Source organism: Rhodococcus maanshanensis NBRC 100610 (assembly GCF_001894865.1).
In the GTDB taxonomy this organism is placed as follows: Bacteria; Actinomycetota; Actinomycetes; order Mycobacteriales; family Mycobacteriaceae; genus Rhodococcus_G; species Rhodococcus_G maanshanensis.
Window position 1 is genome coordinate 186,091 of sequence record NZ_BCXA01000002.1, and the last position, 11,732, is coordinate 197,822.

Below are 11,732 nucleotides of genomic sequence, written 5' to 3' on the forward strand. Positions count from 1 at the left end.
AGTCCGGATCTAACCGGAGCAGGGGACGGTGCCGGCGAGCGTCGGGTCGAGGGCCTTGCGGGCGAGGAAGATCGGAGCCGAGTAATCGAGGAGCCCGGCCTGGGGATTCGGGCCGGTGTCGAAACTCTTCCGAGAGTGCCCGACAAAGAGGTCCTGGTTCTGGCACTCGTCCTGTACGTACATGTTCTGGACGGACGTTCCGGGGGCGGCATTGAGGAACGAGCCCGTGTACGGGGTGATGGTCCTGTCGGTTCTCGTCGCGATGACGGTGTAGTCGATCCCCGGGAAGGTCTCCTGTCCGGCGTTGAGCTTGGTAAGGAACGCCGATCCGATGATCTGCTGCTGCGACGCAATCGAGGCACCCGCAGCCTTGGCCGCGTCGACGGACAGGTATTGATCGCGGTAGTTCGATCCATGGGTGGACGGCGCGAGCATGACAAGGGTGTGCACCTTGTTGTTCGCGGGGTTCTCCTGGTCCGTGCCGCCTGCGAACCGGAGGTACTGCCGGGTCACCGTGGCGCCCTGCGAGTGCCCGACGACGTCGACCTGCGCGGAGCCGGTTTCCGCCCGAACCTTCTCGATGAACCCGTTCAGCTCGACCGCCGCGTCCTCGATCGCCGCGTGTCCCCACCAGTCCCGGCCCGCCGGGATGGGTATCGGACCAAGGAAGAGGGAGGGGGCGAAGCCATAGTTCAACGCGAAGACGCAGTACCCATCGTCCTTGAGCGGTTTGATCAGCGGGCCCTGGTCATTCGGGTTCTCCGCGTTGCCCCAGCTCTCCTGCATGCTCCTCCCGGTACCGTGCACCAGCACCACCGGTCGAGGGTGCTGCGGCGACGGCTCGCACTCCCAGTCGTTCGCGCCGGCGAGAGTGCCCTGTTCGGGCGCCCCGGCAGAACCGGTCACAGATGACTGGGCTGACGCGGTGGCCGGCGGGAGGGTCGCGGTGGTGAGGGCGAACAGTGCGATGGTCGCGACGCTCGTCGCGATCGCGCGGAGCCGGTCGTTCACGTGAGTAACTCCTGAGGCTGGGTCCGGGAAGTACGAAACAGTGCAGCCGTCATCTGTAACACCTCGGAGTGGGGCGGCGCAGCAGAATGCCCTGTTCGGTCAGTCCGATGCCGCGTGCACCCGCAACGTCAGCACCTGGAACGGCCTCAACGTCACGGTGATCGCGTCGCCGTCGAGGACGATGCCGGTGGGGTCGTCGACCGGTCGCTCGAGCAGGTCCACGAACTCGGCGCCCGTGTGGGGGAGGTCGAGGTCGATCCTCGCGGTCGACCTGGCGCCGGTGGATTCGTACAGCCGGACCACGACGTCGCCGCTGCGGTCCTCGGCGAGCTTGACCGCCTCGACCACCACCGCTGGATTCGACACCCGCAGCAGCGGTTCGACCGGCGCGCCACCCGTGATCGTGCGCGGCGGCAGGTTGATCCGATAGCCCTCGGTGACCGCATCGCCGATCGTGGCACCCGGACGTACGGAGACCCGCAGCGTGTGCGTGCCCTGATCGGAGGTCGGGTCCGGGTACAGCGGCGCGCGCAACAGCGACAGGCGAACGGTGGTGGTGCTGCCGCCGTCCGGCCGGGCGGAGCGTGCGATGTCGTGGCCGTAGGTGGAGTCGTTGGCCACCGCGACGCCGTACCCGGGCTCGCCGACGTGCACCCAGCGGTGCGCACAGATCTCGAACTTCGCGAAGTCCCAGGAGGTGTTGGAGTGCGTCGGACGGAAGACGTGCCCGAACTGTGTCTCCGCGGCGCTGCGATCGGCGTGCACGTCGAACGGGAAGGCCAGCTTGAGCAGCTTCTGCCGCTCGTGCCAGTCGATCACGTTGCTGATCTCCAGCGCACGGGCTCCGGGGGCGAGCTCGAGCCGTTGCACGACCGTCGAGTCGCCGAACGACCTGCGCACCACCACGGCGTCGCCGTCACGATCGACGGAGTCGGCGTCGCGCAGGTCGGTCACCGTGCGGCGGTAGAACTCGTCGATGTCCCAGGCGTCCCACTGGTTCGGCACGTCCCGGTGCAGCTGCAGCAGGTTGCCGACCGTGCCGGGCGCGATGGCCTCTCGTCCGGTGTCGGCATCGGTCAGCGAGGTGACAAGCCCGTCGCCGTTGATCGTGACCCGGACCAGGCCGTTGTCGAGGACGAAGCCCTTGCCGCGCTCGGTGATCCGGGTGGGCCGGGCCTCGCGGTCGGCCGTCGCGATGCCGAGCGCGGGCACGCCGTCGCGAGCGAGGGGGCCCGCGTTGAGGGTGAGTGTCGCCGAGCCCTCTCCGGTCAGTGCCAGCGCCGCGTCGGCGATGATCGCCTCCAGGCCCGCGGCGACGGCGGCGTAGTTGCGTTCGGCGTCGCGATGCACCCACGCGATCGAGCTGCCGGGCAGGATGTCGTGGAACTGCTGCAGCAGCACCAGATGCCAGAGCCGCTCGAGCTCGTCGTACGGATAGTGCGCCCCCGCCCGCACGGCGGCCGTGGCCGCCCACAGTTCCGCCTCGCGCAGGAGGTGTTCGCTGCGCCGGTTGCCCTGCTTGGTCCTGGCCTGCGAGGTGTAGGTCCCGCGGTGCAGCTCCAGGTACAGCTCACCGGACCACACGGGCGGACAGGGGTACTCGGCCTCGGCCCGGCGGAAGAAGTTCGCGGGCGTGTCCAGCGTCACGGTTGGTGAGCCCTCGAGCGAGCGGGTGCGCTCGGCCGCGGCCAGCATCTCGCGGGTCGGTCCGCCGCCGCCGTCGCCCCACCCGAACGGGACAAGGGACACGGTGCCCGCGCCCTGCTCCCGGTAGTTGCGCTGGGCATGACCGAGGTCGTGGCCGGACAGGTCCGAGTTGTACTTGTCGACCGGAGGGAAATGGGTGAAGACCTGGGTGCCGTCGATGCCCTCCCACCGAAAGGTGTGGTGCGGCATCCGGTTCGTCTTGTTCCATGAGATCTTCTGGGTGAGGAAGTACCGCGACCCCGACAGGCGCACCAACTGGGGCAGCGCGGCGGAGTAGCCGAACGAATCGGGCAGCCAGACCTCGGGGGTGTCGACGCCGAACTCGTCGAGGAAGAACCGCTTGCCCGCCACGAACTGCCGCGCCATCGCCTCACCGCCGGGCATGTTGGTGTCGGCCTCCACCCACATGCCGCCGACCGGGATGAACTGGCCCGCCGCGACCTTGTCCCGGATCCGCTCGAACAGTTCCGGGTAGCCGTCCCTGATCCAGGCGAGCTGCTGCGCGGACGAGCAGGCGAACCGGAAGTCCGGGTGATCATCCATCAGCGCAACGACATTGGCGAAGGTACGGGCGCACTTCCTGACGGTCTCGCGCACCGGCCACAGCCAGGCTGAGTCGATGTGCGCGTGCCCGACCGCGACCAGGTTGTGTGCGCTGGCGTAGGCCGGCCGCGAGAGCACCTCGCGAAGTTCCTTGCGCCCGGCGGCGGCGGTGCCTGCGATGTCGTCCGGGTCGACGGCGTCGAGCATCCGCTCGAGGGCGCGCAGGATCTCGTGCCTGCGCGGCAGGTCGAAAGGCAGCGCGTGCATCAGGCCGCTGAGCGCCGCGATGTCCTGCGTCAGCTCCCACACCGTGCGGTCGCGAAGCGCGAAGTCGACCTGGCGGAGCTGGTAGATCGGATCCTCGCCCGCGGTGCCCAGGTCACCTAGCGGGGTGGGCTGGAAGCCGAAACTCCGTGCCACATCGGGATTCGCGGCCAGCTCGAGATAGAGGTCGACCGGTCGGTGCGGATCCACGGGGAGGTAGGTGTTGAACGGGGAGATCGCCTTGATGACGGTGCCGTCGGGGCGATACGCGAGCGCCTCGGCGTTGAAACCGGGGCCGCCGGTGAATCCGGGATCGACCACCAGTTCCACCTCGACGCCGTCGCCGAGGTCCGCGAGCCAGCGTTCCGGCACGCGGCCGGTCACGTGCAGCCACATCGTCCCCCACGGCCTGCCCCAGCGGGTCCCGATCGCGATGGGTGCGAACTCCTGACGCAGTGCCTCCGCCGCCGGCACCGGCTCGCCCGGCACCTGCCACGCGCCGAGCTCGGCAGGCGCGGTGTCCCGGTAGAGCGCCGCGCCGAGCCGCTGATCGACGAACCGCCGCAGCCGCTCCTCCACGATTTCGCGATCGTCGTGCATCGGTGTCCTCCGTGCGTCGATGAGGGATGGGTCGGATCAGACGGTGCGGCTCCAGATGTCGCCTGCGCCAGGGGTCACCGTCTCGATCAGAGCCCAGGCGCGGTCGGCGGGCAGGTCGAGCACCTCGTAGTGGCCGGCGCCTGCCGGGGTGGCCGCCACCACGGTGGCGACCCCGGCACGCCGCTGGAAGTAGGTCTGCCGCACGGTCCATCCGATGATGCCGTCGGCCTCGAGGCTGGCCCGGCTGCGGTCCAGTGAGCCGCTGCGGGTGATGAGCCATCCCGGCGGCGTGGCGTGGCCGAGGCCCCGACAGCGGTCCCAGGCCAGCGCGGTGGCGGCAACGGCCAGGGCCGCGAGCCCGGCCCACAGTGGCCACCGCAGCGTCACGCCGAGCGCGGACGCGACCGCGGCCGCGACGCCGAGCGTCGCCACCGGGATCAGCGCCCGCGTGTACCGGCGGCGCCTGGCCGCGGGGCCGTGCTGGGTGAGCGGCACGGGGGAGTGGGCGCCGCCGAGGACCACGGCCGCCACCCGCTCGGCCTCGGCCCGCGGTGACTGCGGCATCAGCAGGGTGGACTGTCCCTTCCCGGCGCTGATCCCGGTCATGATCGCGTCGAGGTGCGCACCACCAGCGGCCCGCAGCAGCAGCGGTTCGCGCAGCGAGGTGCCGCGCAGGCGGGCCCGGTCCAGGGTGGTCTGCCTGGTCTTGAGCAGGCCGTGGCTGACGTGCAGCACCTTGCCGTTGTCGGTGACCAGGAGGTTGCCGAACGCGATGAGGTAGCGCACGCAGGCGAGCCCGCTCGCCACGACCAGGAGCACGACCAGCGCGAGCGCGACGGCGGCCGCGATGCCGAGGTGCTGCATGGAGTCGACCCCCCGGCTCACCGCCGAGGAGTCGGCGATCCGTTTGCCGAGCCCGTATTGGAAGGCGAGTCCGACGGCCGCGGCCACCGTCAGCACCCCGGTGACGGAGAACGGTGCGTAGCGGACCCAGGCGGGCGTCCAGTGCGCGATCTCCGTTTCCCGGTTCGGTGCGCCAGCGGCCGCTCCCACCTGTGCCGTCTCGGCATCGGCGGCCGCCGGTTCCCGGTGCCCGGCCAGCAGGGCCGCGCGCAGCGCGGGGACAAGAGCGGAATCGAGCGCGTTTAGCTCGAACCTCTTGGAGTCGCCGTGTCCGGACTGCTGCCCGGTGCCGATCCGGACGACGGACAGGCCCAGGAACCTGTGCAGCACACCGGATTCCACGTCGACCGACCGGATCCGGTTGCGCGGCACCGAGAGCAGGTTCTTCTGGAACACCCCGGTGCGCAGCTGCACGTGGACCGGGCCGATCCGGTAGCTGGTGGTGAACCAGCGCAGCAGCGCGTATGCCACCAGGACGGCGACGAAGATCAGACCGAACGTGTGGTTGCCGCTCTGGGTGCCGACGACCAGCGAGATCAGCAGCACCGGGAGCAGTTTGACGACCTCGTCGACCGGATGGACGAGCAGCATTCGCTTGTCGAGCCGCAGCCACGGCTGTTCCTGCTCGGCCGCCAACGCGGCGGCGCCGGAGGCCTCCGGCGGGGCTGTGCCCGGCGCGGGGTACCGCGTCGCGTAGTCCGGCGGGGCCGGGTGCCCTGGCGAGCTCATGTCGCGTCCCCGACGTTGCGGCCCGCGATCTCGGTGAGCTGCGCGACCGTCCGGTCCGCGACCTCGCGGTCGAGCGCGGTGATGGTGACCGCGCCCGCGGACGAGGCGGTGGTGACGGTGACCGTGGCGAGGCCGAGCATCCGGTCGATCGGTCCCCGCTCGGTGTCGACCGTCTGCACCCTGGAGATGGGGGCGATGCGGCGCTCCTGGGTGAACCATCCGGTCTTCGTGTACACCGCGTCGGCGCTGATCTCCCAGCGGTGCACGCGGTAGCGCCACTGCGGGACGACCAGGACGTGCGTCAGCGCGACCGCGAGGCAGACGACGAACACCGCGATGTGCGGCCACGTGGTCCAGCGCCCGTCGACGAATCCCCAGACGATCTGCGCGATGAAGACCGGGATCCACATCAGTGCGGCGTTGATCGCCCACAACTGCGGGGCGCGGGTGCTGGGTCGCCACTGGGGGTCGGCCATGGTGACGACGGGGGGCGGGGGAGTGCTCACCTCTCCAGCCTGCCCGATCCGGTGCCGTCACCGCGTGATCATCCGCCGGTTTCGGTGGATGTGGCGCCCTCCCGTGGGTCCGCAGGAGGGTTAGCCTGAGAGAGCGAGGGAAGGAACGACCATGGACCGATTCGATCCCGCCTCCAAGCCCGAGGTCCCCGAGGCCGACCGGGTAGAGCAGGAGACACCGGTGGGTGGACCGGACGACGCCGAAACCAACGACGAGTCCGCGCAGAAATCGGCCGCAGGCTCGCTCGAGGTCAACGACGCGGACGCGGCCGAACAGGCGCGCGTCGTGCCGGACGAGGACGAGTATCCGCACGAGTGATCGAGCGCGCACGCCGCGACCGGAGGCCTCCCCCTGGCAGGTCCCACGGGTGATGGCGCATGATCGAACGCGTGAGCCCTGACGACGCCCCCTCGACCACGCCCGCGATGCTGCCCGATCCCGCGATGCCGTCGGGATCCGCGAAGGCGGCCGCCCCGGCTCCGCCGGACGGGTTGGCGGCCCCGTCGCCGTCCGCGATGCGCCGGGCGCTGCGCCGCGCCCGCGACGGCGCCACCCTCAACGTCGACGAGGCAACGGTGCTGCTGCACGCGCGCGGCGCCGATCTCGACGACCTGGCCGCCTCCGCCGCGCGGGTTCGGGACGCGGGGCTGGAGGCGGCGGGCCGGCCGTTGACGGTCAGCTATTCGCGGAAGGTCTTCATCCCGCTGACCCGGCTCTGCCGGGACAAGTGCCACTACTGCACCTTCGTCACGGTGCCGGGGAAGTTGCGGGCCGAGGGGCACGGGATGTTCCTCGACCCGGACGAGGTGCTCGACATCGCCCGGCGCGGCGCGGAGCTCGGCTGCAAGGAGGCGCTGTTCACCCTCGGTGACCGGCCGGAGGACCGCTGGCCCGAGGCGCAGGAATGGCTCGACTCGCGCGGCTACGACTCCACGCTCGACTACGTGCGGGCGATGGCGATCCGGGTCCTCGAGGAGACCGGACTGCTGCCGCACCTGAATCCGGGCGTGATGAGCTGGGAGGAGATCTCGCGGCTCAAGCCGGTGGCGCCGTCGATGGGGATGATGCTCGAGACCACCTCGACCCGGCTGTTCACCGAGAAGGGTGAATGCCACTACGGCAGCCCCGACAAGGATCCGGCCGTTCGGCTGCGCACCCTCACCGACGCGGGCAGGCTCTCGGTTCCGTTCACCACCGGCATCCTGGTGGGCATCGGCGAGACGGTGGCCGAACGCGCCGAGTCCATTCTCGCGATCCGCAAGTCCCACAAGGCGTTCGGTCACGTCCAGGAAGTCATCATCCAGAACTTCCTTGCCAAGGACGACACCGCGATGCGCGACGCGCCGGACGCGGGAATCGAGGAGTTCCGGGCCACCATCGCCGTCGCCCGGCTGCTGCTCGGTCCCGGCATGCGGATCCAGTCACCGCCGAACCTGGTGTCCGCGGACGAGTGCCTCGCCCTGATCGCCGCGGGCGTCGACGACTGGGGCGGGGTCTCGCCGCTCACCCCTGACCACGTCAACCCGGAGCGGCCGTGGCCGAACCTCGACACGCTGGCCACGATCACCGCGGAGGCGGGTTACACGCTCATCGAGCGGACGGCCGCGCAGCCGCCGTACGTGCTCGCGGGCTCGCCGTGGATCGACCCCCGGATCTCCGCGCACGTGCAGGCCCTCGCGGACCCGGTGACCGGGCTGGCCAGGCCGGACACCCGGCCGACCGGTCTGCCCTGGCAGGAACCTGACGAGGCGTGGGAGTCGGCGGGGCGTGTCGACCTGAACACCGCGATCGACACCGAGGGCCGCAACACCGAGACCCGCAGCGACCTCGGCAGCGCGTTCGGCGACTGGGACTCGGTCCGCGAGCAGGTCCTCGAGCTGTCCAACCAGGGCGCGCCCGTGCGGCTCGACTCCGAGGTGCTGGCGGCGCTGCGCAGCGCCGAGCGTGACCCCGGTGCCTGCACCGACGACGAGTACCGGGCCCTGGCCACCGCCGAAGGCGAGGGCCTCGAGGCGATGGTCGCGTTGGCCGACGCCCTGCGCCGCGACGCCGTGGGCGACGACGTCACCTACGTGGTGAACCGGAACATCAACTTCACCAACATCTGCTACACCGGCTGCCGGTTCTGCGCCTTCGCGCAGCGCAAGGGCGACGCCGACGCGTTCACCCTGTCCACGGCCGAGGTGGCGGACAGGGCCTGGGAGGCGCATGTCGCAGGGGCCACCGAGGTCTGCATGCAGGGCGGCATCGATCCCGAGCTGCCCGTCACCGGCTACGCGGACCTGGTCCGCGCGGTCAAGGCCAGGGTGCCCTCGATGCACGTGCACGCCTTCAGCCCGATGGAGATCGTGAACGGCGCCTCCCGCGGTGGCCAGAGCGTGCGGGACTGGCTCACCGACCTGCGCGCCGCGGGCCTGGACTCGATCCCCGGCACCGCGGCGGAGATCCTCGACGACGAGGTGCGTTGGGTGCTCACCAAGGGCAAGCTGCCGACGAGTACCTGGGTCGACGTGGTCACCACCGCGCACGAGGTGGGCCTGCGGTCCAGCTCGACGATGATGTACGGGCACGTCGATCAGCCGCACCACTGGGTGGGGCACCTCAACGTGCTGCGCGGAATCCAGGACCGCACCGGCGGATTCACCGAGTTCGTGCTGCTGCCGTTCGTGCACCAGAGTTCCCCGCTGTACCTGGCAGGCGCGTCGCGGCCGGGACCGACCCAGCGCGACAACCGGGCCGCGCACGCGCTGGCGCGGATCATGCTGCACGGGCGGATCCACAACATCCAGACCAGCTGGGTCAAGCTCGGGGTCGCGGGGACCCAGGCGATGCTCCAGGGCGGCGCCAACGACCTGGGCGGCACCTTGATGGAGGAGACCATCTCGCGGATGGCCGGTTCGCAGCACGGATCGGAGATGACGGTGGCGGAGCTGCGGGCGATCGCCGAGGGGATCGGACGCCCGGCCCGCCAGCGCACGACGGGATATGCCGAAAGGGTGGGAGTGGCATGAGCGAGAAGGATCCGATCGGCGACGGCAGGGTCGTCGCGGTGCTCGACCGCGCGGCCTGGGGGATCAACCCGGTGCTCGACCTGATGAGCACCGACCCGCTGCGGATCAAGGCTCGTACGTTCACGCCGACCGCCGAGCAGCGCTCGCTTCTCGAGAAGGCGCTCGACGCGGCGGCCTGGCTGCTCGATGTCGCCGAGGTGCCCGGCACCGCCGCGTGGGAGCGGGCGAGCGACGAGCGCCGCGCCCGGTGGTGGGTGACCCGCCTCGGCGCGCTGAACACCATCGCGGTGGCGTTTCCCGGCGTGTTCGGGCCGCTGGCCCGGCGGCTGCCGATCCAGGACCTGCTGGCGTTCGCGAATCAGACGCTGGTGCTGGTCGCGGTCGCAAGGGAGCTCGGCGTCACCGATCGCAGCGCCCAGGTGGATCTGCTCGCCTCGGTGCTCTGTCGCAGGCAGACCGACGCCAGGACGCTGCTCGCACACCCGGATGCGACGCCGCCCGAGGCCGGGTCGTCCTGGCGGCCGTTCGCCCTGCTCGGCGCGATGTGGACCACCTCCCGGATGCTGCGGGCGATCCCCGGTGAGCTGGGGAAGCGTCCGAAGCCGGGCCAGCCCTATCGGACCATCGGGAAGCTGCCCCTGGTCGGCGCGGTGGCGGACTACTTCGGTGAGCGGGGCGCCCTCGCCAGGGCGGCAGCGCAGGGTCAGCGCTGGATCGACGGCCACACGGTGCGGACAGCGGCGGGCCGATCGGGCGTGCAGGGCCTCTCGAGCGTCTGACTTTCGACCCGGTGCTGCGGCCCGCTGCCCAGTAGTCTGTGAGAGCTCCCCGGTTTCGCACCGAATCCGACGGTCAGGGCACCCTAAGCGGGTGTGCCCGGCTCGGGGAGGAGATACTGGTAACTCCTGGGCGGACATGGGGGTTCGCCCGGCGTAATGGTCTTTACGAAAGGCAGGGAGAGCAGCAGTGCCCTACACGATTGCTGAACCGTGCGTGGATGTTCTCGACAAGGCGTGCATCGAGGAATGCCCTGTCGACTGTATCTACGAGGGGGGCCGCATGCTCTACATCCACCCCGATGAGTGCGTGGACTGCGGCGCCTGCGAGCCCGTCTGCCCCGTCGAGGCGATCTTCTACGAAGACGACGTGCCCGACCAGTGGAACGCCTACGTCAGCGCGAATGTCGATTTCTTCGTGGATCTCGGATCGCCCGGTGGCGCCGCCAAGCTCGGCAAGGTCGACTACGACCCGCCGTTCATCAAGGCGCTGCCGCCGATGGGCGAGCACTGAGTTGCTCGGTACCGCCGTGACCGCTCGCACCCGGGTCCCCGTGTCCGCGGGTTTGCCCGACTTCCCGTGGGACTCGTTGGCAGGAGCCAAGGCCAAGGCCGAGTCCCATCCCGACGGGATCGTCAACCTCTCGGTCGGCACGCCGGTCGATCCGGTGGACCCGCTGATCCGCGAGGCGCTGGCCTCCGTTTCGGAGGTGCCGGGATACCCGACCACGCACGGCACCCCCGAGCTGCGCGCGGCCGCGGTCGGTGCGCTGGCCCGGCGGTACGGGGTCACCGGGCTCGATCCGGCGGCCGTGCTGCCCGCGCTCGGCACCAAGGAGGCGATCGCCTGGCTGCCGCGGCTGCTCGGGCTCGGCGCCGATGACCTGGTCGTCATCCCCGAGGTCGCATACCCCACCTACGAGGTCGGCGCGCTGCTCGCCGGTGCCAGGGTGCTGCGCGCCGACGGCACCATGCGGCTCGGCCCCGAGAGCCCGTCGCTGATCTTCATCAATTCGCCGTCGAACCCGACCGGCAAGGTGCTCGGCATCGACCACCTGCGCAAGGTCGTCGACTTCGCGCGGCAGCGTGGAGCGATCGTCGTCTCCGACGAGTGCTACCTGGGCCTGACCTGGGAGGCCGAGGCGTACTCGATCCTCGACCCCCGCGTCTGCGACGGCGACCACACCGGCCTGCTGGCCGTGCACTCGTTGTCGAAGACCTCGAACCTGGCCAGCTACCGGGCCGGCTTCATCACCGGCGATGCCGCCCTGGTCGCGGAGCTGCTGGAGGTGCGCAAGCACGCCGGGATGATCATGCCGTTCCCCGTGCAGGCCGCGATGACCGCGGCGCTGAACGACGACGCGCACGAGAACGAGCAGCGGGAGCGGTACCGCGCCCGCCGCGAGGTGTTGCTGCCCGCCGTCCGCGCCGCCGGCTTCACCGTCGACAACTCCGAGGCAGGCCTGTACCTGTGGGCCACCCGCGAGGAGGCCTGCCGGGACACGGTTGACTGGTTCGCGGACCGGGGCATCCTGGTCGCGCCGGGCGACTTCTACGGTCCCGGTAGCAGGCGGCACGTGCGGATCGCGCTCACCGCGACCGACGAGCGGATCGCGGCCGCCGCCGTACGGCTCGCCGCCTGATCGCTGTTACCTGGCCGGGGACCCCGCCA

The 11,732-nt window shown here is 70.7% G+C and carries 9 protein-coding genes; 5 read left to right on the forward strand and 4 right to left on the reverse strand.

Annotated features, from left to right (window positions below; translation table 11 throughout):
• Window positions 1–9 precede the first annotated feature (9 nt).
• From RM1_RS26580 to RM1_RS01150, 4 genes are all read right to left on the reverse strand, one after another.
• Window positions 10–1,011, reverse strand: coding sequence for an esterase/lipase family protein (locus RM1_RS26580; protein ID WP_083576443.1), 1,002 nt, complete (start codon window positions 1,009–1,011; stop codon window positions 10–12).
• A 99-nt stretch (window positions 1,012–1,110) separates the two neighbouring features.
• The gene (locus RM1_RS01140) at window positions 1,111–4,125 is read right to left on the reverse strand and encodes an alpha-mannosidase (RefSeq protein ID WP_072749604.1); all 3,015 of its coding nucleotides are present in this window, start codon (window positions 4,123–4,125) and stop codon (window positions 1,111–1,113) included.
• Window positions 4,126–4,161: 36 nt separating this feature from the next.
• On the reverse strand, window positions 4,162–5,757 hold the full coding sequence (locus tag RM1_RS01145; RefSeq protein WP_072749605.1) for a PH domain-containing protein: 1,596 nt from the start codon (window positions 5,755–5,757) through the stop codon (window positions 4,162–4,164).
• Window positions 5,754–6,233 (reverse strand): PH domain-containing protein, encoded by a 480-nt coding sequence (locus RM1_RS01150; protein WP_037177850.1) that lies wholly within the window; start codon window positions 6,231–6,233, stop codon window positions 5,754–5,756. The genes RM1_RS01145 and RM1_RS01150 overlap by 4 nt, the downstream gene beginning before the upstream one ends.
• Window positions 6,234–6,384: 151 nt before the next feature.
• Between RM1_RS01150 and RM1_RS01155 the strand changes: the two genes are divergently transcribed.
• From RM1_RS01155 to dapC, 5 genes are all read left to right on the forward strand, one after another.
• Window positions 6,385–6,591, forward strand: coding sequence for an Rv3202a family protein (locus tag RM1_RS01155; protein ID WP_072749606.1), 207 nt, complete (start codon window positions 6,385–6,387; stop codon window positions 6,589–6,591).
• A 125-nt stretch (window positions 6,592–6,716) separates the two neighbouring features.
• On the forward strand, window positions 6,717–9,284 hold the full coding sequence (locus RM1_RS01160) for a bifunctional FO biosynthesis protein CofGH (protein ID WP_245815926.1): 2,568 nt from the start codon (window positions 6,717–6,719) through the stop codon (window positions 9,282–9,284).
• Window positions 9,281–10,063, forward strand: coding sequence for a hypothetical protein (locus RM1_RS01165; RefSeq protein WP_027502984.1), 783 nt, complete (start codon window positions 9,281–9,283; stop codon window positions 10,061–10,063). Before RM1_RS01160 ends, RM1_RS01165 begins: the two co-directional genes overlap by 4 nt.
• Before the next feature lie 187 nt (window positions 10,064–10,250).
• A complete protein-coding gene (gene fdxA / locus RM1_RS01170; RefSeq protein WP_027502985.1) occupies window positions 10,251–10,574 on the forward strand; it encodes a ferredoxin in 324 nt (107 codons plus the stop codon).
• 40 nt (window positions 10,575–10,614) lie between these two features.
• Entirely contained in the window at window positions 10,615–11,703 is a 1,089-nt protein-coding gene (gene dapC / locus RM1_RS01175) for a succinyldiaminopimelate transaminase (RefSeq protein ID WP_072749687.1), read from the forward strand.
• Window positions 11,704–11,732 lie beyond the last annotated feature (29 nt).

Excerpts from the sequence above, each read along its gene's own strand:
- RM1_RS01160 (WP_245815926.1), top strand. The coding sequence starts at position 6,717 with ATGCCGTCGGGATCCGCGAAGGCGGCCGCCCCGGCTCCGCCGGACGGG.
- RM1_RS01155 (WP_072749606.1), top strand. The coding sequence starts at position 6,385 with ATGGACCGATTCGATCCCGCCTCCAAGCCCGAGGTCCCCGAGGCCGAC.
- RM1_RS01145 (WP_072749605.1), bottom strand. The coding sequence starts at position 5,757 with ATGAGCTCGCCAGGGCACCCGGCCCCGCCGGACTACGCGACGCGGTAC.
- RM1_RS01150 (WP_037177850.1), bottom strand. The coding sequence starts at position 6,233 with ATGGCCGACCCCCAGTGGCGACCCAGCACCCGCGCCCCGCAGTTGTGG.
- RM1_RS01165 (WP_027502984.1), top strand. The coding sequence starts at position 9,281 with ATGAGCGAGAAGGATCCGATCGGCGACGGCAGGGTCGTCGCGGTGCTC.
- RM1_RS01140 (WP_072749604.1), bottom strand. The coding sequence starts at position 4,125 with ATGCACGACGATCGCGAAATCGTGGAGGAGCGGCTGCGGCGGTTCGTC.